This window comes from Streptomyces sp. DI166 (assembly GCF_900091315.1).
Classification (GTDB): domain Bacteria; phylum Actinomycetota; class Actinomycetes; order Streptomycetales; family Streptomycetaceae; genus Streptomyces; species Streptomyces fuscus.
The window spans coordinates 1-26,931 of sequence record NZ_FLSP01000012.1 but is presented as its reverse complement, the minus strand read 5'-3'; the positions used below and the strand labels follow the sequence as shown (position 1 = coordinate 26,931).

Sequence of the window (26,931 nt, the reverse complement as noted above, 5' to 3'; positions counted from 1 at the left end):
GAAGGGGTGGTGTTGTGCGGAAGAGCTGCCTCACTCATGCTGGCTGGAAAGTTGCTTCTTCATCCGCATATGCCCCAACTGCAGAGATTCGTCTGACGTCGTCCCTCCAGACGCCGTTGCAGTGCGCCGCTATGCTTCACCCATTTCGTCCACTGCCTTCACGGCCTCTTCATCAGTGAGGGAGCTGCGCTGTATGACCCGCCAAGGCTGGCTGCCTACGGACCGCGCTCGTCTGGAGAGGCTGCTCGCCTCATGGCGGGACTCACTTATCGACCTGAGCTTCCGTAACCGGCTGCTCAACTACCAGCGCCGCTCCTCGTCCGCGGGCATGGATTTGGTCGAGCCCGGGCTGTCCAGCGTGCTGGAAGGGCTCTCCCGCGGCTGTGCCTTCGCTGCTGTGCGCGACGAGCCATCCGATGACGAGAACAATGCGTCAGGCGGGTCGGTGCCGCTTGCCAAAGTGGTACCGGCCAGTTCCGCCGCTGGCGCCAGGTCGATCGACACTCCTGCATCCCGGGCAGGAGTCGGCAGCAACCGCCCCACTGTGAAGATCACCACGTCCAAGGCCACTCAGGCTGAACAGGACCGGCATTTGCGTCGCCTGGCCCTGGTCGCGCGGGAGAAGTACAACGACTACGGCTTGTGGGTGCTTCATCTCGGCGTGGGTTTTCTCGACTGGACGCCGGCCCCATCTGCCGAGAAAAGCTTCAGTTCGCCCTTGGTGATGGTGCCGGTCGTACTGGAACGGCGACGCGGGGACTCGTACGTACTGAAGGCCAATGCAGATGAGGAGCCGACCCTCAACCCCGCCCTCGCCATCAAAATGGGCGAGTTGGGCGTTGACTGGCCACGTGTCGAGCAGGTGGAACAGCGTGACATTCCAGCCCTCATCGCGCAGGTCCGGCGTGCGGTGGGGGGCATGCGTGGCTGGAAAGTCACCAACCGGATAGTGCTGGACACGTTCAACTCAAGCAAGGAGGTCATGTATCGGGACCTCCTCGACAATGCAGACCGGGTGCAGGCCAGCGCGCTTGTGCGCGCAATTGGCCTCGGCGCGGACTCTGGCCTCTCGCCGAGGACCTTCGCCTTCGAACCGGCTGACACCGATCGCATCGACGAGATCCAGCCGCCCGAAAAGGCACCGCTTGTCCTCGACGCGGACTCTTCACAGCGGCAGTGCATTGCTGCTGCCATCGAGGGCCGCAGTTTCGTAATGGACGGGCCGCCTGGCACCGGCAAGAGCCAGACGATCACCAACATGATCGCGGGCCTGCTGGAACAGGGCCGTACTGTGCTGTTCGTCAGCGAGAAGGCGGCTGCCCTGGACGTGGTCCGCAACCGTCTGAGCAATGTCGGTCTCGATGACTACGTCTTGGCGTTGCACAGCAACAGCACGGGCCGGAAGCAGGTGGCACAGGAGCTCGGCCGGGCGTTGCAGCCGGCTCCTCGACGCACTTCGTCGGGCGGTGCCCGGGCGGACCTCCAGCGAGCTCGCCAACTGCGCCAGGAACTCTCCGGGTACGCAGCGGCGATGAACGAGACCCGGCCCGGACTCGGTATGAGCCTGCACGAAGTCCTCGGCAGGATCTCGCTGCTGGACAGCTCTCATCCATTGCCCGCGGACCGGGCCTTCGACGCGGAGGCGCTCACGGCCGAGGGACTCGACCAGGCGAGGGTGGCAGCCCGACAGGTCAGCAGATCGTGGCGCCCGGCCTTGGAAGGCACGGCATTCTCCTGGTACGGGCTAACGGACGTCGGTAACCCGCTGCAGACGCTCGATCGTGCCACCGAAGCCCTTAGCGACCTTGATACGAGGCTGCTGCCTCACACGGCTCTCCTTGGTGAACTCGATTGGCAGGGAGTTCGTGACACCGCCAGGCTGACCGCGCTGCTGCACCTCGCGGGCGCACGGCCGACACTGCCGCACCCCTGGCTGACCGCCGATCACCACGGTCTGACCACAGCGGTGACGGACTTCCGACGCCGTCTGGACGAGGTCATCGAAGCCGAACGGTCGGCGCGACAGACACTCGGCGCGGCATGGGAGCGGTTGCCGGCCGAGGCGGATCCCACGCCGAGTGCGGAGGAGATCGCTCTGTCGACTGTGCGGCCTCCGGCCATCGACATCAGTGCGCTGACTGCTGACGGCGTGCGTGAGCTCGGCGACCGTCTTGAGGCAGACGCCGCGGCACTCGACGAGGCGGTCCAGTCGCTGGCGGCCGTTGCCGCGATGTACGGCCTGCCCGCCCCCGAGTCCTGCGATGACGCCCTGCGTTTGGGTCACCTCGCGGTTCTTGCAGGACGCCCCGACGACGCGAAACCGCTGCCCGCATGGCTCACCCGTGAGGGAGCAGCTGACGCCAGGACTGCCGCGCAGGTCCTGCGTGAAGCGGTGAGGCGGTTGCGCGAGACTCGGAGGAAGGCCGAAGAGGTCTTCACGGACCGGGTGCTGCAGGAAGATTCCCTTGAAGAAGTCACGCACCGGTTTGCCACCGTGCACCGGTCCATCACCGGGAGGCTGTCCGCAGCGTGCCGGGCCGACCGGCGGCTGGTCAGGTCGCTTCTCCCCGACGGCGGTAAATGCACTAAGGCGGTTGTGGCCGCGCTTCCGGCCGCGGTGGCTTGGCAGCAGGCGGCACGGACGCTGAATACCGAGGCCGACCGCCACGCGTCTGCCCTCGGTACGCACTGGCGGGGCGAGGAAACCGACTTCGATGGCGTGGACTCCCGGATCGCGCTGGCCGACGACATCCTCAGGCTTGTTCCCCGGGTGCTGAACCCGGACGCACTGGCGCGCGAGGCGGCTTCCGGAGGGGCCTCGCATCCGGCCGCGAGTAGCACCGCGGAACGGGCAGCCGCCCGGCTGACCGAGTGGCGGGATTCCCTGGTGCTTCCACCAGCGCCCGGGCCGTCGTACGAATTGGAACCGGGAAGCCTCAGAGCCGCTGCGCAATGGAGCCGCGCGCACGTTGCACCTCTGCGGGCGGCCGAGCAACTGATACGGACCGTGGAGGAGACCGCCGTCGCGAGCGGAGGAACAGTCGGGGCACCGGGCACCTGGACTCTCTCCGCAGCACGCGCCAGCGTGCATGCCGTACAGGCAGCGCGTGCTGCCGCGATGGAGTTCGAGTCCAGGGCGGACGGCGACCGGGAACTGCTCGGGGACCTCTACACGGGCCGGAGCACGAGTGTGTCCGACCTGACTGCCGCTCTCGGTTGGATCAACACTCTCCGTGAGGCGTGCGGGCTTCAGAGCACCGCGTCGCTGAGTGCCTCCGCCGCCGAGATCCTCTATCACGCTGAAGTCGACACCGAGTTGGAGGCTGCCGCAGGCACATGGACGCGGGCCACAGAGGCATTGGTGGACCTGTTCCGGCCGGAACGTGCGGAGCAGCTCCGTGAAGCGTTCTCCCGTGGCCAGGAAGCGGCCTTGAAGGTGCTCGCGGTCCTGGACGGTGATCGGGGCGGCCCTGACGAGTGGCGTGCCTACGACAGAGGCCGTAGGGCCCTCGACGACCTGAACCTGGGCGATCTGGTGGACCGGGCGGTGCGCCGAGGGGTTGCTCCGGCCGATTTCCCGGCGCTGGTCGAACGTGCGGCCCTCCGAGCATGGGCGGATTTCCAGCTGTCCGGTGACCCACGGCTGGGAACCACCCGATCCGCGGACCGCGACGACCTGGTGGCGGGGTTCCGCGAACTGGACGCGAAACTTGCCGACCAAGCCCGTGCGCGTGTCATTCAGACCTGTGACGCCCGCCGCTCGCGTACCTCGGACGCTTCGGGTGCGGCATTGCTCAGACGAGAGGGCGAGAAGAAGACCCGGCACAAGCCGGTACGAGAGCTGCTGGAGTCAGCCCGGGAGACGGTGCGGCTGATCAAGCCGTGCTTCATGATGAGTCCGCTCACCGTCAGCCGGTTCCTGCCGCCCGACCTCGTGTTCGATGTGGTCATCTTCGATGAGGCGTCGCAGGTGCTGCCGCAGGACGCCATCAACTGTGTCTACCGTGGTCGGGCGCTGGTCGTGGCGGGTGACCAAAAACAGCTCCCGCCCACCGCATTCTTCTCCTCCACCGGTGACGATGAGGAAGACACCCAGGACGAGGAGCTACCCGAGAAGTTCGATTCCGTGCTGGACCTGTGCAAGGCGAGCGGGCTGCTGCCCAGTTTGTCGCTGCGCTGGCACTATCGCAGCCGTCATGAGGACCTGATTGCCTTCAGCAACCGGGAGTTCTACGACGAGTCGATGACCACCTTCCCGGGGGCTCACGCCGAGGGGCCGGATGTCGGCGTCGCCTTCTATCGTGCCAGGGAAGGCGTTTACCGTTCCGGGACGGCTGCTCAGAACAACCCCGGTGAGGCCGCGGAGGTGGCCCGCCGGGTGATCCACCACTTCAGTACGCGCAAAGGCAGATCGCTGGGTGTGGTGGCCCTGTCTCAGTCACAGGCTGTCGCGATCCAGGACGCGGTGGACGCGGCACGCCGGGATCGGCCCGACCTCGACGAGTGTTTCTCCGAGGACCGACTGAACGGGTTCTTCGTCAAGAATCTGGAGAGCGTGCAGGGCGACGAACGGGACGTCATGATCCTGTCCGTCGGGTACGGCCCTGACGCCCACGGCAAGATTTCGAGGAACTTCGGTCCCATGAACAAGGCGGATGGCTGGCGCCGTCTGAACGTCGCCGTCACCCGCGCACGCCACCGCGTGGAAGTCGTGGCCTCGTTCGACCCCGATGAGGTGCCAGTGGGTAACACCGGCAAGAGCTTTCGGCACCTCCACCGCTACCTGCAGTACGCCCAGAGGGGTCCGTCTGTCCTCTCCAATGAAGCAGCGGACCCGGACGCCCAGCCAGAGAGCCCGTTTGAGGTATCCGTACTGGCGGTGTTGCGAGGCTGGGGCTACGACGTACAGCCTCAGGTTGGCGTGGCCGGCTACCGCATCGACCTGGGCGTCCGGCATCCGCACCGGCCGGGGTTGTACGCGCTGGGGGTGGAGTGCGATGGCGCCATGTACCACTCCTCGAAGGCAGCCCGTGACCGTGACCGGCTACGCGAAGGAGTGCTGCGGGGTCTTGGCTGGGAGCTGCACCGGATCTGGGGCACCGACTGGTACCGCGATCGGTCTGGTGCAGAAGCCCGGCTTCGCGCCGCCGTCGAACGTGCGGTGGCCCTCCCCGTTGGTACGAGGCCCGGTGCAACCGGCGTGACCGAGGGTGACACGACGGAACCGGAAGCGTCGTCACGAGCCCTCGCACGTAGCGGACCTGCCCAACGATCGCCTGCGGGTCACGGTGCTGGAACCCGGACTGCCCCGGCCTCTACTCCGAGAGCGGGGCAGCGCAGAACAGTGCCGACTCCGCGGCATCGGGAAACCCCTTCTGCCGTCACCTACCCGGTGACGGCGTTGGCCAAGGCGTCCCGGGAGCGTGTCGAGAACGAGCTGTCCCAGATACACGAGTACTTGCGGCAACCGGAGCCCCTTGATACCGCCACCGATTACCGAGTGCGCGCCGACAACCGGCGCAAATGGGAAAAGCGACGTGAACAGCTGGAGGAGCGCGCCACCTTCCTGGAGAGCTTCCTCGGGGCAACCTCTGTGATTCCTCGCACAACCGGGGGAGTGACGGTCGCCCCAGGTCGCATGGTCGGCCTGAGCTTCGACGGCTCTACGGATGTCGAGGAATACGAGATCACTTCTCAGAGCCCGGTCACGGAGGACGGCCAGACGCTCAGCCCGTTCACGCCACTCGCCGTTGCCCTGCTGTGGCGCGGGACCGGTCAGGTGGAATACGAGGACGGCTCAGGGAAGCGCCACACCGCTCACATTCGGCATGTCCGCGACTGAACGGAACCGTGCCGTCATCGGCCAGAGCTAAACGCAGAGGAGCGATCTGGCCTCGCGGTCGGATGGAGATGTGGGGCCGGTCAGTGGCTGGCTCGGATCATGACTGTGAGTATCGGCGAGGCCGGTGACGGCTGGCTCTGGCCGATGTCCTCGTATCCCCACGACTCGTAGAGCGCGTGGACCTTTCCGTCCCCGGCGGCAGGGTTGACCATGAGCGTCACGTACGGCTCGTCGCGGATGGCGAGGAGGGCGTCGTGGATGCGGCGGGCGGTGCCGGTCTTTCGCCAGGTCGGCCGGACGCCGATCTCCTTCAGGGCCACGGCTGGGCGCTCGGTGTACTTCTCCGCAGGCGTTGGGCTCGTGCGCTGCCAGTACCGGTCGCCGTGCTCGATGGTGTTGCCGTAGGCGTAGCCGACCGGATGACCGTCCGCGTATGCGAGGACGGCCGTGAACCCCGGCTCGCTGCCGTGCCGGTCCAGGCGCTCGCCGAACGCGGTGACCGCATAGTTCGGCAGGTGGAGGAGCGGGGCGCGCACGTCGGCGTACACGTCGAGGAGGTCGCCGCGGGCTGTGTCGAGGGTGGTGAAGGTGCGCAGTTCGATGGCGGGCGCCGTGGTCATGCGGCCATCCTCCAGGTGGCGGTGTGCTCGGTCCAGGTCTGGACGGTGGAGCTGCCCGGCGCGGTGGCGCGCAGTGCGGCCCCGAACTCCTGCAGCATGCGCGTGACCCGGGCGTGCTGGGTGGCGGCTTCGGCGGGGACCTTCATCGCAGTGGCCGTGGCGGCGTCGGGTGCGCCCTGGGCGAGCTGGGCGTGGGCGAGCCGGGTCGTGGTGATGGCGCGGGAACGGACCATGTGGGGCCTGAGGGCGGACAGGCAGCGGTGGGCGTGGTACTCGGCGGTCGAGTAGTCGCCGAGCGCCAAGTGCGCGGAGAGGGCCAGGGAGTCCAACTCGGCTTGGTCGTAGAAGGCGAGCATCCACACCGGCCGGTAGTCGGCGGGATTGGCGCGCAGCATGGCGTCCTGAGCCTGCTCGAAGGCACGGCGGGTGCCCGTGCGGTCCTGTGCCGTGCCGTGGATGGCGCCCTGGCGGGCCAGGCCGAGGGAGGCGAACAGGGGGTCTCGGCGTGTGAGGTGCAGGTTGCGGGCGACGTCGTTGGCGGCGAGTGCGTCGGCGGGTCGGCCCATGTGGCGGTACATGGTTCCCGCGTGGCTCCAGATGCGGAACTTGATCGCCTGGTCGCCGGACATCTCGGCGAGGGCCTGGGCCTCGCGCATGTGCGCCTTGGCGACGTCGTAGCGCCGACCGTCGATGGCGGCCCACATCGCGGAGGAGCGGAAGGCGGCTGCTGAGGCGTAGAGGTTGCTTCGTACCCGCTGGGTGGCGCTGCCCGCGTTCTGGAGATTGAGCGCCTCGTCGGCGAGAGCGGCTGCCCGCTGTTCGATGCCGAGTTGTCCGCCGTGGCGGTGGTCACTGGCGATGATCTCGGCGAAGCGCTTGTTCAGGCGGTTGACGTCGCTCATGCCGATACGGCGCGGCGATGCGGTGCCCGGTGCGGCTGCTGCTGCGGCCGCCGCCGCGATGCCGCCGACGAGAGTACGGCGCTTCATGTCGGGGTCCTCCTGCTGTGGTGGGGCCGGGGTGGACGACGGCCGGCCCCGTGGCACGAACCCTAAAGCGACGGCGGGTAGTCCGGTGACGTCCTCAAGTGCCTTGCGGGCAGCGGACTTTGGCCACGTGACCCGGCCCGCTTTCCATGCCCGGACCGATGAGCCGTCGAGTCCTCCAGGGCGCCCGGTCAACCGTTCAATGGCCCTGTTCACGGCCTCGGCGAGGCTGTTGGAGCTGTAGCCGTGTTCGGTCATCCACGCCTCAAGAACGGTGTTGCGGGTGGTGTCCATGCGGGCACGGTAGCCCGCACGATCCCCGCCCGCCAGGTAAAGGGGGAGTCAAAACGCCCTAGGTCGGTCCGTCGGCTGACCACCTGAACGCCCTAACCAACCTGCTGGGAAAGGGAGTTGTCTTGGTGCTGGTCGCTCGCATGCCCCACCTCGCGAGCGGCTGTTGACGGCCCGGCCCGCCCCAGAGGTACCCCCGCGGGGGCGGGCCGGGCGCCGAGACGACACGAAGGCTCCACCCAATGACGAGTCTGAAAACACCAGTTGAGGTCCCATCCGTCGGCCACCCCACGTACAGCCAGACCTTCCCGTGCGAGCCGTCCACGGCCGAGATCGGCCGTGACCTCGTCCGAGCCGTCCTCGGTGTGTGGCACATCGACGGCCTCGCCGACCGTGCCGCGCTGATCGTCACGGAGCTGATCGCGAACGCCGCCCGGCACACTCCGTGTCCCGAGATCCGCCTCACGGTCTGGCGGCCGAGCGCGACACGAGTGCGTGTTGGGGTCGTGGACCGGGAACCGACGCGTCTGCCCATACTCGGCCAGGCGGGTGACGACGACGAGTCGGGGCGTGGGCTGCTCCTCGTCGATGCTGTCGCCGACCGCTGGGGCTACGACCTGCATGGCTCGGGCAGACGCCCCTGGGGCAAAGAGGTCTGGGCGGAACTCCGCACCGGGGGTGGTGAGTGAGTATCCCGGCCACGGCACCCTCGCCCGTTCCGGATCTCGCCCGACTCCGGCCCCGCCAGCAGATGGCCATGGACTGCGCCCTCTGCGCCCGCCGGCTGGGAGCGAGTGGGCGACGGCTGGGCGAGATACGCCACCGGGGCCTGCCGTTCCAGCTTTGGGTCTGCGCTCCCAACTGCCAGGCCGCCAGATCGACCATCCCCACCAGCTGAGAAAGGGGACGTCCTTCCATGGAGTGGCCGTGGATCACCGGTGATTGCTGGCTCGGCTGCGGGCGTACCGGAGTTCTGGTGATCTGGCTCGGACCGGTGCAGTGGGACGGGCAGCACGCACCCTTCTACGCGTGCGAGCCGTGCCTCGATCGCCTCCAGGCCCAGGCGCTCGCCTACTTCATGGAGCGGCGGCCGACGTCCGCTTGATCGGACTCACGGCACACGACTTCCCGGCGTGAGGCAGGCACTTCGCAAGGACTTTCCTACGCGGAGTACGTCCCCTCGTGCTGGGCGGCCAGGAGCCGTCCTGGGAGCAGCCGTCTGGCAACGCTCCCGTGACGGCACCTGGTGGGCGCTCCAGCCCAGTAACACCACAACGATTACAAGGAGTTGAAGCATGACGCGCAGCACCGTAGTTCCCAGCCGCACCGAAGTACGCCCGCAGATCCCGGGGGCGTCGGACGGTTTCGACCTGGACGTCTCCCTGGTCGAGATCGCCGACCCGGCGGGCTTGGTCAACCTGACCGACGACAACTGCGGGTCCACCTGCGGCGCCTGCACCACCAACGTCGCTTGACCTGGACCCCAGGTCACCCCGGTCTGGTGCCGCCGCGTCTCCGCGCGGCGGCACCAGACCCCCGCCCCCTCACCTACGGAGGTACTTGGTGGTTGCTTCGCCTGCAGCGTTCCGCACCGGTTCCGCCGCTCTCGTGCGCGCCGTGGCCCGGCCCTCGCTGCCGTTCCCTCCATGCCCTGACCTCGATGACCGCTCGCCCAGTGGTGTGTCTGCCCGTGCGGCATGGCTACGCGCTGCCTGGGCGGACAGGGATGTCGCCGAGGCCCTCCGGTACTCCAGCCCGATCCTGGCCGCGCAGGTAGGGGCCCTGTGCACGGCCGAGTACCCAGCCCTCCGGGATGTGCAGCGCGCGGCGCTGTCCGTGGCCCGCTACCTGCTGCGAGCCCAGCACCGGGCGACACCCTTCGGCCTGTTCGCTGGCGTGGCCACCGCGGCGTTCGGCCCCCAGGCGCGGGCCGACTGGGGCGAGGAGCACGTGGCCGTCGGCCGCGCAGGAGCAGACTGGCTGGCGGCCCTGGTCGAACGGCTGGAGTCATGCCCGGACCTCCTCGAACGGCTGCCCATCGTCATCAACAACACCGTGACGTACCGGGGAGACCGGCTCATCGTGCCGTTCCAGCCCGACGTTAAGGACGACCGGACTCGCGCGGTCGAAGCGTCTTTGGCCCTGACTGGACCGGTGCGCGCGGTCCTGGCCGCGACCTGGGCGCCGATTCGGTTCGGCACCCTCGTGGACAAGCTCCAGGCGGAGTTCCCCGAGGCCGGTCCCGAGAAGGCGCGTCAACTGCTGGCGGAGCTGATCCGGCGACGGGTGCTAATCACGGGCCTGCACGCTCCGAGCACCGAGACCGATGCCCTCGGGTATCTGGTGGGCCAACTCGACGCCGTCGACGCCGGCAGCCTCGCCCCGGTCGCCAAGACCGTACGCGAACTCCACGCCATCCGGGCGGGCCTGGAGGAGTGCGCCACGCACGGCGGCCGGGACAGCGTCGCGGCGCGGATGCGAGACCTCGTCCCGGGCCTGCGTCGCCACCCCGTCGCGCTCGACCTCCGCCTGGATGCGCGGCTCGTTCTGCCGGAAGCGGTCGCCCGAGAGATCGAGCGCGCCGCTCTCGTCCTGACCCGCTTGAGCATCTGCCCGTACGGGACCGCCGCCTGGAAGGAGTACCACCAGCGCTTCTACGAGCGGTACGGCATCGGCACGATGGTGCCGCTCATGGAGGCCGTGGCGGACAGCGGCACCGGCTATCCCGACGGCTACCCAGGCGCTCCGGCCGGCGCACGCAGGCGGCCCCGCGTCTCCGCTCGGGATGACGCCCTCGTACGACTGGCTCAGGCCGCCGCCCTCGACGGCCGTGACGAAGTGATCCTCACGGACGAACAGATTGAGGCCCTGGACGTGGGTCCCGACGAGGCTCGGCTGCCGCCGCACTTGGAGATCGGGGTGCGGGTGCACGCGGCCGGCCTGGAGGAGTTGCAGCGCGGGCGGTTCCGGCTGGAGATGGTGAGCGTGTCCCGTGGTGTCGGCGTCTCCACGGGCCGGTTCCTCAGCGTGCTGGCCCCCGCCGACCGGGAGGCCCTGGCCGCCGAGCTTGCCGACCTCCCGGCCGCAGACGGCAACACCATGCCCGCGCAGCTCTCTTTCCCACCCCTGCTCTCCGAGAGCGCCCACGTCACCCGCTCCCCACAGGTCCTGCCCACTGCGATCAGCCTTCAGGAGCACCGCGCCCCGCAGGACACCGTCCTCACCCCAGAGGACTTGGCCGTGGGATGCGACGGCCGCCGCATGTACCTCGCAGTCCCCGAGCGAGGCCACCGCGTGGAGGCCGTTGGGATGCACGCGCTGAACCTCTACACCCACACCCCACCACTGGTGCGGTTCCTCACCGAACTGTCCCGCGCCCAGTGCGCGCAGGTCACCGTCTTCGACTGGGGCGCCGCAACGGCGATGCCGTTCCTTCCACGTCTGCGGTACGGCCGCACTGTGCTCGCCCCGGCACGCTGGCGGCTGGAAGCGTCCGAACTGCCCGGCCATGCCCGCCCTCGGGCCGAGTGGGACGCTGCGCTCAGCGACTGGCGTGCCCGGCGGAGGCTGCCGCGCCGTGTCCATCTCGTCGAGGACGACCGACGCCTCTTCCTCGACCTCGGCGAGGCCGGTCACCGTGCGCTCCTGCGCAGACACCTCGACCGTTCGTGCCTGGCCGTGCTCGTCGAGGCCCCGGAACCAGAGGCGTACGGCTGGTGCGGCGGGCGAGCCCACGAGGTCGTAGTTCCGCTCAAGGCGACCCGACCGCCGACGTGGCCACCACTGCCCGCCCCCAGCCGGGCCCTTGCCCTGTCTGCGGCCCAGACGCAGACGCCCGGCGCTTCCTCTGTTCTCCTGGCCGCTCTGTACGGCGATTCTCGACGCCAAGACGTCTTGCTCTCCCGGCACTTGCCCGGCCTCCTCGAACAACTCGGCAACCCGCCGTGGTGGTTCATCCGCTTCCGCGACCCGGACCAGCACCTTCGCGTACGCATCGCCCTCCCCGACCCGGAAGCCTTCGCCGACACGGCCCGAACGGTGAGCGCCTGGGCCGACGAGCTACGAAGCATCGGCCTGCTGGCCGACCTGCGCTATCCCACCTCCTACCGGGAGATGGGCCGCTGGGGCTCCGGCTCCGCATGGGAGGCAGCCGAGAATGTGTTCCGGGCGGACTCGCGCGCCATCCTGGCCCAGCTCAGGCAGCCACAGCGTCCCGGTCCGCGCACGCTGGTAGCGGCCCACACGGTCGCCATCACCTCCGCGTTCCTCGGCACCATCGAGGCCGGAATGAAGTGGCTGATCGACCACATCCCGCCGACAGCCCCCGCGCCCGTTCCACGCCCGCAGTTCACCGAGGCCGTCCGGCTCGCCGACCCGAGCGACGACTGGTCAGCCCTGCGTAGCGTCCCGGGCGGAGACGCCATCGTGTCCGGATGGGCCGACCGGGAAGCGGCACTCGCCGCGTACCGACCGCACCTGCCCGGCCCGGACACCCAGGGCATCGCCGTCGACGATGTCCTGACCTCCCTGCTGCACGTTCACTTCGTGCGCCACGTCGCCGTGAACTTCCCGGAGGAAGAGGTGTGCCTCTACCTGGCACGTGCCGCTGCCCTGGCCTGGACCGCCCGCACCAGGGGGAGGGCTTCGTGACCGCCCACCCCGCACTCGGCCTGGTCGACGCCATCGCTGCTCAGCTCGCCGACCCCCACACCGTGCCCCTCGGCTCCTGGATGCTGTCCTCGGACCGGCAGCACCTCGCCTACGGGCCGCCCGGAATCGCGCTCCTGCACATCGAGCTGGCCGCGAACGGCCTCGGCCCGTGGCACCGCGCCCACGACTGGCTCACCGCCGCCTCCCGACAGCCGCTCACCAGCGGCCCGGACAGCCACCCGTTCTATGGAGTGCCCGCCTTCGCCCATGCCCTGACCTGTGCCGCCGACCACCTTCCCGGCTCCTACCAGCGCGCCCTCGACGCGATGGACGGACAGATCGCAGTCGACGTCGGACGCCGTCTCGACGCCGCACACCGCCGCATCGACGCCGGACGCCTGCCGCAGCTCGCCGAGTTCGACGCCATCCGGGGCCTCACCGGATACGGCGCCTACCTACTGCGCCGAAACCCCGGCAGCTCCACGATGCGCGCCGTTCTCGACTATTGCGTGCGCCTCACCGAACCGATCACCCACCACGGCGAGACCCTGCCGGGCTGGTGGACGGAGACCGGGCCCTCCGGCAGCCCGGACGCCCGATTCCCTGGCGGACACGCCAACACGGGTATGGCGCACGGCGTAGGCGGCGTGCTCGCGCTCTTGGCCCTCGCAGCTCGGAACGGCTCCATCACCGATGGACACCACGCCGCGCTGCGCACCATCCTGACCTGGCTGGACCGTTGGAAGAAGAAGGCCGACGGCGGACCGGTCTGGCCATACTGGGTCACTCAGGACGAGCTGCGCAGGGGGCATCTCACCCCGTCCGCGCCCCGGCGGCCCTCCTGGTGCTACGGCACCGCCGGCCTCGCCCGCGCCCAGCAACTTGCCGCGCTCGTCCTCGGCGATACCAGCCGCCAGATCGACGCGGAGAACGCGCTCATGGCAGCCCTCACCGATCCCGAGCAGCTCAAGGCCACGACGGACAACGGCCTCTGCCACGGCTTCGCCGGCCTCGCCCACTCTGCCGCGCGTACGGCCGACGACGCCCACCCCTCGACCGCAGAGAAACTCCGAGCCGCGATCCCGGCCCTCCTGACTGCGGTCATCCCACCGGGCACCGACGCCGAACTCATGGCCACGGCGCTCATCCACGAGGAGGAAAGCGGCCCCGGCCTACTCGACGGCGCCGCCGGCATAGCCCTGGCCCTCCTCGCGCCCAGCACCGCCGCACCACCCCGGTCCCCCTGGGACGCATGCCTCCTCATCGCCTGATCCACCGACCGAAGGACCTCAATGCCTCCCGACCGCTGGCAGCAGCACAACATCACCTTCGTCGACCGCGAGAGCGCCCAGCGCACCATCGCCGAACGCATCGGCCCCACCCTGATCGAGGCAGCGGCCGACGGGCAGCTCACCGACTGGTGGTTCATGAACAAGCAGCCCTGGCCGCTGCGTTACCTCGCCGACAAGCCCTCACCAGCCATCGAGTCGCTCCTGAGCGATCTCATCGGCGACGGCGTGGCCGTGTCGTGCCTGCCCTGCGTCTACGAGCCCGAGACTGACGCATTCGGCGGCCCGGAGGCCATGGACGCAGCCCACGAACTCTTCCACAGCGACTCCCGCCACCTGCTCACCTACCAGCCGAGCTCGAAGCACTTGGGACGCCGGGAGACCGCCGTCCTGCTGGCGAGCGTCATGATGCGCGGCGCTGGACTCGACTGGTTCGAACAGGGCGACGTATGGGCGAAGGTCGCGGCCCTTCGCCCGGCCGACAATCCACCACCACCCGAACGAGCAGCCGAACTGGCTCCGCCCATTCGGAAGCTCATGACCGCCGATGCCCACAGCCTCTGCCGCCCGGGTGGCCCACTCCACCCTCACGAGGAATGGGTGACCGCCTTCGAACGGGCCGGCGCCACGCTCGCTGACCTCGCAGGCCGCGGCGCTCTCACCCGCGGCCTGCGAGCCGTCATCGCCCACCACGTGATCTTCCACGCCAACCGCGCCGGTCTCCTCCGGGACGACCAGAGCGCCCTGTCCCACATCGCACGAGAGGTAGTCATGGGAACGAGTGACCACACCGGGTCGCCCACCGAGGCAACGGCCGACATCGATAGCGTCAGCGCGGTGAACACCGACACGATCACCACCCCCACGGCGGACGCCGAGCGCCTCCGCAACGCCCTGGTCGACCAGCTCCGCGCGGACGGACACGCCCGCACGCCCGCCGTCGAAACCGCGTTGCGGACCGTGCCCCGCCACGTGTTCGTGCCCGACGCGTCACTCGAAGACGCCTACGCCAACGCACCGGTGCACATCAAGTACGACACCGACGGCACGTCCATCTCCTGCGCCTCCCAACCGGGCGTCGTCGCCCTCATGCTGGACCAGCTCGACGTCCAGCCCGGCGAGCGCATCCTCGAACTCGGCGCCGGCACCGGCTACAACGCCGGTCTGCTCGCCCACCTGGTCGGCGAGAACGGACACGTGACCACCCTCGACGTCGACGACGACCTCGTGGAGGGTGCCCGCACGCACCTCGCCGCCGCCGGAATCACCAACGTCGAGGCCGTGACCCGCGACGGAGCACTCGGCTACGCCGAGGCAGCGCCGTACGACCGGATCATCGCCACCGTCGGCGCGCACGGCGTACCGCACGCCTGGCTGCAACAACTCGCCCCCGGCGGCCGGCTCCTCGTCCCCCAGCGCCTCAAGGGCACCGTCTCCCGCTCCATCGCCTACGAGCAACGCGACGGCCGGTGGGCGTCCCTCGGCAGCGAGATGAACACCTTCATGCCGCTTCGGCGGGGCATCGCCGACGACGACCGCCGAGTGATCCCGCTCAGCACGGACGGCGCCGTACGACTCCAGGCCCCCGCCGGACTCAACATCGACGCCGACGCCCTCGCAGGCGTACTCGACCAGCCGCGCACCGAGGAGTGGACCGGCATGACGGTCCGCGCCATGGAGTCGCCGGAGTGGATGGAACTGTTCCTCACCTGCTCCCTCCCTTCCGGCCTGATCCGGATGCTGTTCCCCCAGAACGCCAAGGGCACCCTGCTCACGGAGGATCCCTACCCCTCGTCAACTGCGTTCGTCGACAAGGGTGCCGTCACCTACCTCGCCCGGCGCGTGTCCAAGGAGACGACCCCCGAGGGCAACAAGCTCTGGGAGTTCGGCGTCATCGGCCACGGTCCCGGCAGCGACGAGCTGGCCGCGAAGGTCGCCGACACTATCCGCACCTGGGACAGGGAGTACCGAGGCCGTGAGGCCACGTTCGAGATCCAGCCCCTCGACGCCCCCGAGATCGAGCGGCGCCCGGGTCTCTTCGCCCTCGACACGCCGCTGAACCGCATCGTCGTCGACTGGCGATAACACCGCTCGTGTAGCGGACGGTGCCCGTCGGCACACGACCGGCGGGCACCGTCGCCTCAGCAGTCCTCACTCTCGACCCGGGGAATCCATGGACCCGCACGGCCCCATAGCCCAGCGTTTCCCGCTCGTCGCCCGATTCCGCCCCGCCTGCCTGCCCCTGCCTGCACGCGTAAGGGCACTCGTCGATCTGGCCAGCACTGCGGTGGAAGCGACCGATCAGGGGCTCGCATCGGCCGTCTACAACCAGGCCGCGCTCATCGCCTCCGACCTCGACCTCCCCGATCTCGCCCGCGAGATGTGCCACCAGCACGCCGCCGCCTACCTCCACGCCTGCCCCCTCCCCGGCATGAGCGCGATTCGAGGACTGGAACCGGTCGTCAATCTCGCTCGCCTCCAGATCCGCGCCGGCCACGCCGATGAGGGCCGTCAGCGACTCCTCAACCTGTACAAGGCCGTCGAGGCGGGCACAGCCGCCCGGTTCGAGGGCGTCAACGTACCTGCGGACCTCACTGCGACCGGTGAAGACCGTCAGGAGGTTCGCGCATGGCTGTGGCGCGTCCTCCTCGCAGACGGCACACGCACCCTCACCACCGAGGGACGATGGGCCGAGGCCCTGGCGCACATCGAAGCCCACCATGGCATCGGAAAGCGGATGCTCGACGGTCGGCAGGTTGCCGTACTTGCCGCCCTCGTTGCGGGTGACACCGCGTGGGCCGCTGACCTCCTTGCCGACACGATGCCCGGCGATCCGTGGGAGCAAGCCGTCACGGCATGCCTGACCGTTCTATGCCGCCGCGACGTCGGGCAGCCCATCGACGGCCATCTGGCGGACGTGGTGACGGCCTACCTCGGACGGAAGACCGAACCTGGGATGACCGTCTTCGACACCCGGCTCGGACTAACGGTCCTTGACGCGATCGGTTCCGCCGAGGCGCTCGCCGCGCACCGCATGGTCGAGGACCTCCACCGCAGGACGACGGACGCCGAAGACGGCTACGCGGCTCGCGAGAACTTGGCTCATCCTCTGTTCACCGAGATCGCCACGGACCGGCAAGTGCAGGGCTGTCGCGCGCTGGTGCGCGCCTGCGCCCTCGGTGTTGGGATCCTCCCGGACGAGCTGCGAGGAGAACTGACGGCGGCCCTGCGCGCCAGCGATAGCGTGATCCGGGAAAGCGTCGTGCGTTCCTCCGATCCCGGAGGAACGCAACCCCTGCGGTTCTGACGGTGTCTATCGGCGCTGTCGGTGCTGCTGTTCGGTAGGCGATGGAGCCGCCGAAGGGGGCCGACTGTTTCCGGTCTGCTGAGTGGGGATCGAGCCTGCCATGGTCGACTGCAGGCGGGCAGCTTCGGCGCGGCGGTTGGGTGCTGGGTTTCGGCCGGTGTGCTGGATGCGGGTGATGAGCACGCGGGCGGGTTGGCGGGCGGTGGTCAGCTCGCGCTGGGCAGCGGCTTCCTTGAGGAGCTGGTGGGGATGGTGGCCGCGGGCTTCGGCGTCGGCGAGGACGGTGGCGAGCGCGGGCCAGGCCGGGTCGGTGAGGATTCGCTCGGCGTGGTCGGGGACGGCTGCTCGTACGTCGCTGGCGAGAACGCGGCGGGCTTGATCCCTGGGTGGCCGGGCTGTGAATTCGGCGAGTGTCGGGGCGAGGGCCAGGTCGGCGGCTGTCTGGAGGTGGTGGACGGCTTGGCGGGCGGCGTCGGCCTGGTGGGCGTGGTTCTTCGCTTGATGCCAGCGCCCGGCGACGATGGCGGCCCAGACGAGGGCTGCGACCAGAGCGGCCAGGGCGCTGCCGTCGGGGCCGGTGGCGGTGTGGACGATGTCGCGTGCCGCGCTGCGCAGGGCGTGGGCGGCTCGGTCTTCGGCCCGGATCTGGGAGCGCTGGGCTCGGGCGAACGCCTTGGAGGCGGCGTGGAGTTCGGCGTGCAGATGGGCGGGTGCCTTCTGGGCGGTGGCTTCGAGTAGTTCGCCGAGGGCGGTGATGTGGGCTTGGGCGTGGGTGTCGTCGGCGAGGTCGGTGTGGAGGGTGTCGAGGGCGTCGGTGGCTTGGTGCCAGGGGGTGCTGGGGTGGTTGCGGCGGGCGGTGGGGTGTTCTTCGGGCCGGCCGGATTCGAGGCGGGCCTTGATTTTGGGCAGGGAGAGGTCGGGGGCGATCTTGCTTCCGGGGTGGTAGATCTGCTCGCCGGCCTCGTTGAGATCGCAGGGTCGGCCGGCGGCGTAGCCGAGGAGGTCGCCTGACGGGCCGCGCCGGACCTGGACCTCGATGCCGCTGCCTTCGAGGTAGGCGATGAATTCCTCGGCGTTGGTTACGTGGGGGATGGCGGCGCGGATGCGGTCCTGGAGCCAGGCGGGGCTGGGCTGGTTCCAGCCGAGGCGTTCGGCCTTGTGCATCTCGGCCTGGGTGGGGCGGCGGGCGCCGGTGCGGTCGCCCTTCCTTAGCTGGCGCAGCCCGTAGTCCTTCTCGATCTCGCGGCAGGCGTCGCCGACGCGGATGCCGCTGTCGTGGAGCTTGGGGCGGCGGCCGTCTTCGCGGACGGTCGTGGCGAGGATGTGGATGTGGTCGTCTGCGTGGCGTACGGCGATCCAACGGCAGGCCAGGTCGTCACCAGCCGGAGCGATGCCAGCGGTCTGGACGATGCGCTGGGCGATCTCGCCCCACTCGGCGTCGGAGAGGTAGCGGTCCTCGGGTGCGGCGCGGACCGGGCAGTGCCAGACGTGGTCGGTGACCGGCTTTCCGAATTCGCCGTTGCGCAGCCGCACGGGCTCGTCGAGGTGGCGGGCGAGTTCGGTGAGGGTGGCGTTCTCGTCGCGGCCGGGGTCGGGCATGCCGAGCATCGCGAAGCCGGCCACGATGTGCGGGTCGAGGTGCTCGTCGTGGTCGCCGGGGCCGTAGAGGTAGGCGAGGAGGCCGCGGGTGTTGGACCCGGCCGGTTTGATGGCGGCGATCACGCGGCTGCCTCCGTCTCCGGGTCGGCGGGCTGGCGCAGGGCTTCGGCGATCAGCTCCAGCAGGTGGTGGAGTTCGGTGAGGCGCTGGCGTATGTCGGGTGGGGTGTGGTCGCTGTTGAGGGCGCGGGCGATCTGGTTGACGTTGACGCCGATCCGGTTGAGCTGGCGCAGGACTTGGGCGCGGAAGTGGTGGGTGCGGCGGCGGTCCTCGGACAGGGGCAGGTTGGCGGTGAACCGGCCGGCGAGGAAGGCGAGGACGATGTCGGCGGCGAAGCCGGAGTCGCCCTTGTAGCCGTGCTCGGCAGCGGCCTGTTGGAGACGGGCTCGCTGGTCGCCGGTGAAGCGCAGCGGGCCGACTCGGTCGCTGCGCTTGGTGCCGGTGAAGCGGCGGATCGTGGGCTGCACGCTCTGCACGGCAGGCTCGCCGTCGGTGATGGCTGTGCTGTCTGCGGGGCGCAGGACGGCTCGCTGGACGGAGTGAAGCGTGTCCAGGCCGGGGCCGCCCTCGGCTCCCGCTTCCTGGTCCGGCGCCCCCTGGCGCTGGGCCGTATCCGCCACCCCCGGGGCGGAGATCCCCGAAGTCCGGCCTTGAGTCGGACTCGGGGTACTACTGGCTCCGCCAGGGGCAGCCCGTCCGAACGCGCGGCGCAAACGCCCCAGCAGTGTAGGGGACTTCGTCAGCGGCAGCGGCTCGTCGGGAGTGTGGTCGGGGCGGTGCGGGGCGTGTGTCACGGGCGGTTCTCCGGAAGAGACGGGTCGGCGGGGAAGGCTGGCGGAGTGCTGGTGGCCAGCGCGCGATCCACAGGTGTGGATAAGCGGGCGGCGAGCGGTGCCCATGGTCGGCTGGCCGGGGTGACCGGAAGGGGTTCCGGTCACCCCACTGGTCTTCCGGTCAGCCGCTGTCCGGACCGGTCTTGGCGGCGGCTTCGATTTCGGGCCGGAGCATCTCCATCACCTCGGTCTGCCGCTGACTGCCGATCGTCAAGTCCCTGTCCTTGACGGCCTTCCGGAGAAGAGAGCGGCTGAGTGTGCCGTGCTCAGCGAGGGCGATCCGGCCGATCTCCACGAGTTCTGCGAGCGTGGCCTTGGGCGGACGACCACCGCGCGGCTTGGTCTCCGAAACCTCGGGCGGTGGTTCCGGCGGCTGGACGGAACCGGCGGCCGGAGGCTCAGCAGGCCGGACCGGCTCGGCCAGTGGCTTGGCGGGCGCGGTGACCGGTGGTTCCGGCGCCTGGACGGGCGCGGCGTCCAGGTGGTCGGCAGGTTGGTCGACCAGTTGGTGGATCTGCCGCATCAGGACGCCGAAGGCCAGTAGCGCGGCTGTTGGGGGAACCGCGGCGACCACGTAGTCGAGGAGGGGCACGGCGCTGGCGTTGCCTGTGCCGCTGACCCCGGCCACGTTGAGTGCGATGGAGCCGACCGATCCGGTGGCGGTGAGAGCGATTGCCCAGCCGTCGGTCACCCGGCGCAGGCCCGCGCGGAGCATGAGCAGTTCGCCCGCCACGATGAAGGCGTCCAGGGTCGCCGGCCAGGCCCACTGACGGACCGGGGAGCTCTTGAGGCCGTGCTGTCCGGCGACCTCTGCGAGATGCGCGTAGGACAGCCAGAACCCGCCGGCGGTGAGGGCCACGATGACAACGCCCGCCGCGATGAGCGCGTACCGCTCGGCAGCCTGCTTGGTCGTCATCGGCCGCCCTTCGCCAGGGCGATGGTCCCGGTGGATGGGTGTGGAGAGGGTGGTCAAGCGGGGTTCTCCTGGGGTGGTGGCGTGGTCCGTCTTTGCCGTCTTGGCCGTTGCAAGCGCAGGTCAGAGCCGGTACGGCAGGAGGGCTGGTGTTCCGTCCTGGCGGCGCCGGCGCGTCTTGGGGCACGCACGGCCGGTGGGGCTGCGGTTCGGTGGCCGTGGAGGGATCGCATCCGTCTTGCCGTCCCGGCCGACAGCGTCGTGACCTGCGGCAATACGGCGAGGACGCGCGGGACGGCACAAGACGGATCCGGGCAGCGTTTGGTTGCTGGCAGCGCGGTCGTATCGCGTTGCCGTCTTGCCCCCGGTTTCCGTCCCGGCCGCATGCCGTTTGACCTGCGGGATCACGGCAGGGACGGCAGGGACGGTCACCGGGGGAGGCGGTACTCAGCCCGAGGAGGGGGCTGGCTCGGCGTTCACTGAGTGAACGGTGGGGCAGTAGCGCCGCCAGGCGTCGAGGAACTTGTTGCGCATGTAGCCCTTGCGCTGGGTTCCGTCGGCGAGACGGACGTTGCCGGGCTTGATGTCGTACCGGCGCAGCATCGCCGCCAGTTCGCGGGCGGTCAGCCCGTTGCGTCCCCATTCCGCCCACGGGCTCTCGGCGTTCTGCCGCAGGAGGTGCAGCAGTTCGTCCGTGGAGAGGCTGTCGACCTCGCGCTGGGCGACGAAGACCCTGCGGATGTCGGCGAGGATCCGGGCCTCGCCGGGCTGGTCCTCCTCCGCCTCGACCTCCGCAGCCACCATCCCCGCACACGCCTCGCGAGCCCGGCGGGGCCAGGACCCGGCGGCCAGGTCGGCGACGATGATCAAGGGCTCCCAGGTGTCAGCTGCCCGGTCCTCCACCGGCATGTCCGGCTCCAGATCCGCCGCCTCGTCCAGCAGCGGCCTGGCCCAGGTAGCGATGCGGTCCCGCAGGTCGTGGAGTCCTGGGATGTCGCGGCGGGAGCGGAAGGGCTTGACGCTCTCGCCCTCGGCCCGGCGGCGCATCCGGATGACGACCGACCGGTCCATGATCGTGTCGGGCAGGTCGCCGATCCCCGCGAGGGCAGCCATGGCGAAGGTGGCGAACCGGTGCGGGGTGTGGTCGTTGCCGACGACCCGGGTGACATACCGGTTGCGCTGGTGGCCTGCGTTGAGGAGGCCACGCATCTCCTCGTTCTTCTCCGCCTGCTTCGGCGTGCCGAAGATAGTGTCCGCCTCATCCACCAGGAGCGTGGGCGGCTCGTCAGTGATGGAGCGGAAGACCGCCGCCGGGGTGGTGTTGATAGTGAGCATCGGCTCGTGGACCGTCTCGGTCAGCACGTCCAGCAGCCGTGACTTGCCGCACCGCTTCGCCGGCCCCACCACCGCCAGGCGCGGGGCGTGCTGCCACGCGGGCTGCAGGTGGGTCGCCGCCACCCACAGCGTGACCGCGTCCAGCGCCTGCTGGGAGGGCAGGATCACGAACTGGGCTACCTGGGCACGCAGTTCGTTCAGCAGCTCAGAACCGTACGTCGGCGCAGGGTCCGGCACCGCCTCCTCGGCGGGCTGATCCACCGGAACCGTATCCGGCGCCCGCTCATCGGCCCCCGGGCCGGCTTCGGGCGCGTGGCCGGGTCGGCCGGGCACCGCGACCGTCGGCCATGCGGCTTTGCCGGGTGCGGAATGCGGCTCGGGTGTCGTAGGTTGCACAGGGCAGCTCCTTATCCGGTGACGTCGGGCATGCAGGCCCGACTCACGCAGGTCGTTCGTTGGAATGCGGGCAGTGGAGTGTGCGGAGCCTCCGGCGTTGGCGCGCCGGGGGCTTCCTCGCTTCCTGGGCCGGGGCGAGGGAACACGGACAGTACGTCCACGCCCCGACACAGTCCAGCGTTTCTGTGTCAGCTCAGCGCAGAAGCGTCTGCTATGGGCTCGGGCGGTCATGCGGCCAGGCCGAGCAGGTTCAACAGGTCGGCGGTCACGACGCGGTACGCCTTGCCCAGCCGCAGGACCTTGCACGGGTACTGGCCGCACTTGGCCAGCTCGTAACCCTTGCTCCGCCCCAGGCCCAGTGCCCGGTTGCCGGTGTCCAGGTCAACGGCGGCGGGCAGGGCCAGCAGCTCTTCTCGCGTCATGCCCTTGGGGTGCTCGGCGGTGTCGTTGTTGCGCATCCAGTGCTCCGTTCATGAGTGAGCCCTCGGCGAACGCGGCATCACGTCCGGCTCCAGGCGATCACTAACCATCATCGAGAAGCTAATGTGTCTCCATGACACAACGCGGTTTCGATCCTGGAGATGACGAAGACGACGTCCCCGAGTGGGTGGATCAGGTGATGGCCACGGTGGCCGCCGAGGTCCGTAGACGAAGGAAGGAGCTGCGCATGAGCGCCCAGGACCTGGCCGACCGTTGCGAGGAGATCGGCCATCCGATCCCGCGCAATGTGATCGCCAACATGGAATCTGGTCGCCGCGCCAACCTGCCCCTGGTCGACGTCCTCGTCCTCGCCGAAGCCCTACGGACCTATCCCATCTGCCTGCTCTACCCCGTCGGCTACGTCGACCGAGTCCAGCGCCTTCCCCTGCAGCACTCCGACCCGACGTGGGATGCCATGCGCTGGTTCACCGGCGACAGCGAGGACTTCGGCATGGAAGACGACATGCTCCGCAACTTCCGCGCCCACGTCCGCTACCAGCGTGCCGCCCTGGCCGCCCTGAAAGGCGAGAAGCACGAGCGCTGGAAAGCCGAGACGGCACCCAACCAGGCCGAACGCGAGGAAGCCGTACTCGCCCAAGCCGACTACGCCGAAAGGGCGTTGGAAGCCAAGTACCGCCTCCGCAGCGCCCGCGCCTTCATCCGCGAAGACGGCGGCACACCACCGCACCTGCCACCAGAACTCGCCGACGTCGACCCACCAGTCGGCAACACCGATGAGGAGAATGATCTTTGAAGGGTTCCACCCACCGCCGCTGCTACTGCCGCGACGCCCACACCGGCAAACCGCTCGGCAAGAAGTGCCCCAAGCTCTCCAGCCGCAAGCACGGCTCGTACTCCATACGCCAGGAGCTCCCGCCCCGCGAAGACGGCACCCGCCGCTCCTTCAGCCGCGCCGGCTACGACTCCCTCAAGGCCGCCCAGGCGGACCTCGACCACGTGCGCGCACTCGTCGGCCTCGCCGACACCGACGACGCCGAGGGCTTGGCCCAGATAGCCGATTTGCTGGAGAAGGTGGCCGACGAGAAGGCTCCGTTGCCGAACATCGAGGCGACCCGCAGGCGCCTCAGCCACGGCCTGGACCTGACGAGCCGACTCACGGTCGGCGAATGGCTGGACATGTGGCTGGCGGGCAAGAAGGGGCGGCAGAGCGCCATCAGCCGCGACGAGAGCAACATCCGGGTGCACCTCAAACCGCGGATCGGGCACCTGCGGCTCGACCGCCTCCGGGTCACCCACCTGTCGGAGATGTTCGAGGCCATCGCCGAGGCCAACGTCGAGATCGCCGAGGGCAACGCAGCCCGCCGCAAGGCGTTCGAGGACCTTGCCCAGATCCCCTGGAAGGGCCGCGAGCACCGTGCCCGCCGCAAGGCGATGAAGGCAGCCATCGCCGAGATGGAGCCCTACCGCCGCATCGTGGGCCCGGCCACGCGGCAGCGTGTCCGCTCCACCCTGCGGGCCGCACTCAACGCGGCGATCGCCCAGCAGCTCATCACCTTCAACCCGGCCGCCCACGTCGAGTTGGAGGCGGGCAAGCGACCCAAGGCCCTCGTATGGACCGAGGAGCGCATCCTTCACTGGAAGCGCACCGGCGAGAAGCCGTCGTCGGTGATGGTCTGGACGCCGGAGCACACCGGCCTCTTCCTCGACCACGTCGCGGAAGACCGCCTGTACGCCCTGTTCCACCTGATCGCGTTCCGCGGACTGCGACGGGGCGAGGCATGCGGCCAGAAGTGGACCGACACCAACCTGGACGCCGGACTCATCACCGTCGCCAAGCAACTCGTCGTGGACGGCTGGGAGGTGTACGAGGACGACCCCAAGACCGACGCCGGCGCGCGGACCATCGCGCTCGACTCCGATACGGTCCAGGCTCTCAAGCGGCATCGTGCCCAGCAGGACAAGGACCGTGAGGAGTGGGGGAGCGCCTGGGTGGAGACGGGGCGCGTCTTCATCAAGGAGAACGGCGAGCTGCTCCATCCCGCCAACGTCACACGGCGGTTCATCGAGCTGTACGAGGAGATCGGTCTCCCGCCGGTCCGGCTCCACGACCTCCGCCACGGTGCCGCGACCCTCGCCCACGCGGCCGGGGCCGACCTGAAGGACATCCAGGAGATGCTCGGCCACTCCTCGATCACCATCACGGCCGACACGTACACGAGCCTGCTCCCCGAGGCCGACCTCGCCATCGCCGAGGCCGCAGCCCGGCTCGTCCCGCGCGCCCGCGCCACCTCCGAGAACACCGCCTCCGAAGCGGAGGCCGAGCCCGACGACGCGGAGCATCCCGGCCCGGAGCCCGTGCCGGATGATGCTGATCCGTTGGGAGCAATTCCGGAGATCAACTCTCCGTCCGCTCACGCACCGCTCACGCAAACGGCCCCGGACGAGGAGTCCGAGGCCGAGTAGGAGCCCTCCCCGGGGGAGAAACCCCAGGTCAGAGCGGCAATGCGTTGTGCCCCCGGCAGGATTCGAACCTGCGACACCCGCTTTAGGAGAGCGGTGCTCTATCCCCTGAGCTACGAAGGCGGACGGTGACCGGTGAGGTCACAGGCGTCAGCGTACCGGATTCGGTGGGGGCGAGGTCAGGCCGTGGGGACGTGGGTGAAGCGGGTGGCGGTTCCGAGGTCGGATTCGATGGCGCGTGCCGTGGTGAGCAACGGGCGCAGGAGGTGGGTCGTGCAGTCCCGCGGGGTGTGGCGGGCGGCGTGGAAGGAGAGGCCCGCCGCGGCCACCGTCCGGCCGGTCCGGTCGTGGATCGGGACCGCCAGTGTGCGTACGCCCTGTTCCCGCTCCTCGTCCAGGAGGGTGTGGGGCGCTCTGCCCAGGAGGGCCTGGCCCAGGGCCGTTCCGGAGGCCGGGGCGTGGGTGCCGGGTGGGATGTGCACGCTCATCACGCCGGGGGCCGTGATCGTCGCCGTGTAGTGGATCTCCCGCCCGTTCGGGGTCAGGACCGCCAGCAGTGCCGACTCGTGGAGACTGCGCGTCAGGTCCTCCAGGTGGGGGCGCGCCAGGGCCGGGAGTGTTGTCCGGGACAGGGGTGGGAAGCCGAGGGACAGGACCCTCGGGGTCAGGGCGTACTTGCGGTCGGTCGGGCGGTTCACCAGGCCCAGGTGCTCGTAGGTGATCAGCGCCCTGCGCGCCGTCGCCCTCGCCAGGCCCGTCGCCTGGGACACCTCCGTCAGCGTCAGCTCGGACCTGCCCTCGTCGAATGCCGTCAGGATCGTCAGGCCGCGCGCCAGGGACTCGACGAAGCCGCTGCCCAGTTCCTGCTTCGACTCGCCCGTCCACGCCGCCAGGGCCGAGGGGGGTGGCGGTACGGGTGGGGGCGGGGCCTCCCTCAGGCGGCGTTCCATCGTCGACACCGCCGTCCGCAGGCGGGGGAGCAGAGACGTGCGCATGTCCTGCGCCGTGTGGCGGCTCGTGTGGCTCACCACGCTTGCCACGCAGGCGGTTTGGCGTGTGGTGGCGGTGCGGATCGGTACTGACAGGGCCACCAGGCCCGGTTCGATCAATTGGTCGTCCAGGGACCAGCCGGACAGTCCGGCTTCCGTTACCCGCTGCTTGAACTCCTCCTCCATGTCGTGTGGTTCGCGCCTTGGTGGTACGGCCGGGTACGCCCTGTCCTCCGGGTCCCTCGCTCTTCGCTCCCGCCACGCCCTCCACTGCTCCTCCGTCCACTCCTGCGCGAACAGCGGACCCGGGGCGGTGCGTTCGGCCGGGAGGAGGTCGCCGATGCGGAAGCTGAGGGACATCGCCCTGCGGCGCGTCGCCTGGTGGATGAAGCGGATGCCGTCGCCGTCCGGGACCGCCAGGGAGACCGACTCGTCCAACTCGTCGGCCAGGGCGTCCGCCTCGGCGGAGAGGAGGGCCGGAAAGCGAAGGGCCGCCAAGTAGGCGTTGCCCAACTCCATCAGGCGCGGGGCGAGTACCGCGTCCCGGCCGTCCAGGCGGACGTACCCCATGCGGGCGAGCGTGGACGTGATGCGGTCGACCGTGGAGCGGGCCAGGCCGGTGGCGCGTTCCAGGCCGCTCGAACTCATCCGCCCACCCGCCTCCGTCAGTTCCCGGAGCACGGACACCCCGCGGATCAGCGGCGCCACCGCCTCGGCCGGTACGGCATCACCCTGCGCGGCGGGCGCCGGCGCGGGTGCGGGCGTGGGATGTGCGGGCATCGACTCTCCGGTACGGCGGTCTCGGCACGGCTACCGTAATGCCGTAGGGCGATACATCAGGCCGTTCGGGCCGTAGGGCGATACATCAGGCCGTTCGGGCCGCAGCGCGATGCATCAGGCGTTCAGCCGTTCAGGCCGTA

18 protein-coding genes and 1 tRNA gene are annotated in these 26,931 nt (G+C 69.7%); 10 read left to right on the top strand and 9 right to left on the bottom strand.

Going from position 1 to position 26,931, the window contains the following annotated elements; translation table 11 throughout:
• Window positions 1-193 precede the first annotated feature (193 nt).
• Window positions 194-5,842, top strand: a complete 5,649-nt coding sequence (locus GA0115233_RS08560; protein ID WP_093719517.1) for a DUF4011 domain-containing protein — start codon at window positions 194-196, stop codon at window positions 5,840-5,842.
• Between the two features lie 80 nt (window positions 5,843-5,922).
• Here the strand turns inward: GA0115233_RS08560 and GA0115233_RS08555 are convergent, their stop codons facing one another.
• Together GA0115233_RS08555 and GA0115233_RS08550 are read right to left on the bottom strand one after the other, a co-directional pair.
• Complete coding sequence (locus GA0115233_RS08555; RefSeq protein WP_176711676.1) at window positions 5,923-6,462, bottom strand: GNAT family N-acetyltransferase; 540 nt, start codon at window positions 6,460-6,462, stop codon at window positions 5,923-5,925.
• Window positions 6,459-7,742 carry a Tat pathway signal sequence domain protein gene (locus GA0115233_RS08550; RefSeq protein WP_093719516.1) on the bottom strand — a complete coding sequence of 428 codons (1,284 nt, stop codon included), beginning with the start codon at window positions 7,740-7,742 and terminating at the stop codon, window positions 6,459-6,461. Before GA0115233_RS08550 ends, GA0115233_RS08555 begins: the two co-directional genes overlap by 4 nt.
• A gap of 239 nt (window positions 7,743-7,981) precedes the next feature.
• Between GA0115233_RS08550 and GA0115233_RS08545 the strand changes: the two genes are divergently transcribed.
• From GA0115233_RS08545 to GA0115233_RS08515, 7 genes are all read left to right on the top strand, one after another.
• On the top strand, window positions 7,982-8,428 hold the full coding sequence (locus GA0115233_RS08545; protein WP_093719515.1) for an ATP-binding protein: 447 nt from the start codon (window positions 7,982-7,984) through the stop codon (window positions 8,426-8,428).
• A gap of 227 nt (window positions 8,429-8,655) precedes the next feature.
• The gene (locus GA0115233_RS08540; RefSeq protein WP_093719514.1) at window positions 8,656-8,844 is read left to right on the top strand and encodes a hypothetical protein; all 189 of its coding nucleotides are present in this window, start codon (window positions 8,656-8,658) and stop codon (window positions 8,842-8,844) included.
• A gap of 190 nt (window positions 8,845-9,034) precedes the next feature.
• Window positions 9,035-9,214, top strand: a complete 180-nt coding sequence (locus GA0115233_RS08535) for an FxLD family lanthipeptide (RefSeq protein WP_016825826.1) — start codon at window positions 9,035-9,037, stop codon at window positions 9,212-9,214.
• 205 nt (window positions 9,215-9,419) lie between these two features.
• Window positions 9,420-12,389, top strand: coding sequence for a lantibiotic dehydratase (locus tag GA0115233_RS08530; protein WP_093719513.1), 2,970 nt, complete (start codon window positions 9,420-9,422; stop codon window positions 12,387-12,389).
• Window positions 12,386-13,660: a lanthionine synthetase C family protein gene (locus GA0115233_RS08525; RefSeq protein WP_093719512.1), complete on the top strand. Its 1,275-nt coding sequence runs from the start codon at window positions 12,386-12,388 to the stop codon at window positions 13,658-13,660. The genes GA0115233_RS08530 and GA0115233_RS08525 overlap by 4 nt, the downstream gene beginning before the upstream one ends.
• 21 nt (window positions 13,661-13,681) lie before the next feature.
• Window positions 13,682-15,763, top strand: a complete 2,082-nt coding sequence (fxlM, locus tag GA0115233_RS08520; protein WP_093719511.1) for a methyltransferase, FxLD system — start codon at window positions 13,682-13,684, stop codon at window positions 15,761-15,763.
• A gap of 88 nt (window positions 15,764-15,851) precedes the next feature.
• Window positions 15,852-16,985, top strand: a complete 1,134-nt coding sequence (locus tag GA0115233_RS08515; protein WP_093719510.1) for a hypothetical protein — start codon at window positions 15,852-15,854, stop codon at window positions 16,983-16,985.
• 6 nt (window positions 16,986-16,991) lie between these two features.
• Here the strand turns inward: GA0115233_RS08515 and GA0115233_RS08510 are convergent, their stop codons facing one another.
• The 5 genes from GA0115233_RS08510 to GA0115233_RS08490 form a co-directional block, all read right to left on the bottom strand.
• Window positions 16,992-18,707: a relaxase/mobilization nuclease domain-containing protein gene (locus tag GA0115233_RS08510; RefSeq protein ID WP_093719509.1), complete on the bottom strand. Its 1,716-nt coding sequence runs from the start codon at window positions 18,705-18,707 to the stop codon at window positions 16,992-16,994.
• Window positions 18,704-19,264, bottom strand: a complete 561-nt coding sequence (locus GA0115233_RS08505; RefSeq protein ID WP_093719508.1) for a MobC family plasmid mobilization relaxosome protein — start codon at window positions 19,262-19,264, stop codon at window positions 18,704-18,706. Before GA0115233_RS08505 ends, GA0115233_RS08510 begins: the two co-directional genes overlap by 4 nt.
• A 334-nt stretch (window positions 19,265-19,598) precedes the next feature.
• The gene (locus GA0115233_RS08500; RefSeq protein ID WP_234432750.1) at window positions 19,599-20,393 is read right to left on the bottom strand and encodes a DUF2637 domain-containing protein; all 795 of its coding nucleotides are present in this window, start codon (window positions 20,391-20,393) and stop codon (window positions 19,599-19,601) included.
• Window positions 20,394-20,837: 444 nt separating this feature from the next.
• The gene (locus GA0115233_RS08495; RefSeq protein WP_093719507.1) at window positions 20,838-22,121 is read right to left on the bottom strand and encodes a DUF3631 domain-containing protein; all 1,284 of its coding nucleotides are present in this window, start codon (window positions 22,119-22,121) and stop codon (window positions 20,838-20,840) included.
• A gap of 227 nt (window positions 22,122-22,348) precedes the next feature.
• On the bottom strand, window positions 22,349-22,579 hold the full coding sequence (locus tag GA0115233_RS08490; protein ID WP_093719506.1) for a hypothetical protein: 231 nt from the start codon (window positions 22,577-22,579) through the stop codon (window positions 22,349-22,351).
• Window positions 22,580-22,674: 95 nt separating this feature from the next.
• Here GA0115233_RS08490 and GA0115233_RS08485 point away from each other — a divergent pair, with 95 nt between their 5' ends.
• Both GA0115233_RS08485 and xerC read left to right on the top strand, forming a co-directional pair.
• Window positions 22,675-23,355: a helix-turn-helix domain-containing protein gene (locus GA0115233_RS08485; RefSeq protein WP_093719505.1), complete on the top strand. Its 681-nt coding sequence runs from the start codon at window positions 22,675-22,677 to the stop codon at window positions 23,353-23,355.
• Window positions 23,352-25,025, top strand: coding sequence for a site-specific integrase (gene xerC, locus GA0115233_RS08480; protein ID WP_093719504.1), 1,674 nt, complete (start codon window positions 23,352-23,354; stop codon window positions 25,023-25,025). The genes GA0115233_RS08485 and xerC overlap by 4 nt, the downstream gene beginning before the upstream one ends.
• A gap of 47 nt (window positions 25,026-25,072) precedes the next feature.
• Here xerC and GA0115233_RS08475 read toward each other — a convergent pair.
• Window positions 25,073-25,145 (bottom strand) — tRNA-Arg (locus GA0115233_RS08475).
• 56 nt (window positions 25,146-25,201) lie between these two features.
• Entirely contained in the window at window positions 25,202-26,791 is a 1,590-nt protein-coding gene (locus GA0115233_RS08470; RefSeq protein ID WP_093719503.1) for an IclR family transcriptional regulator domain-containing protein, read from the bottom strand.
• Window positions 26,792-26,931 lie beyond the last annotated feature (140 nt).